Raw genomic sequence first — 298 nt, 5'->3', positions numbered from 1 at the left:
GTCAGTGGCATCCTTGAAGAGATCCGGGAGCGTTCTGACGCCGGTCTTTAATGTGCCACCCACCTTGGAATGAGTGGCCTCTCCGGTGCTGCAAAGCTGATCCACCACGTCCTCCAGCTGCTCGCCGATGAATACGGAAATAATCGCGGGCGGCGCCTCGTTGGCCCCCAGTCTATGGTCATTTCCCACGTCTGCCGCGGATTCGCGAAGCAGATCGGCGTGGCGGTCGACCGCCTTTAGGATACAGGAGAGCACCAGAAGGAACTGAATGTTCTCGTGGGGAGTCTCGCCTGGATTT

Annotated in this window: 1 pseudogene; it reads right to left on the bottom strand. The window is 58.7% G+C overall.

Going from position 1 to position 298, the window contains the following annotated elements:
- Window positions 1–298, bottom strand: a pseudogene (locus NE473_RS31455) (glutamine synthetase type III); the annotation flags it as partial.

Origin of the sequence: Hungatella sp. SL.1.14 (assembly GCF_024460495.1) — a bacterium.
In the GTDB taxonomy this organism is placed as follows: Bacteria; Bacillota; Clostridia; order Lachnospirales; family Lachnospiraceae; genus Hungatella; species Hungatella hathewayi.
The sequence above is the reverse complement of the archived record's forward strand: the minus strand, read 5'-3'. Positions and strand labels throughout refer to the sequence as shown.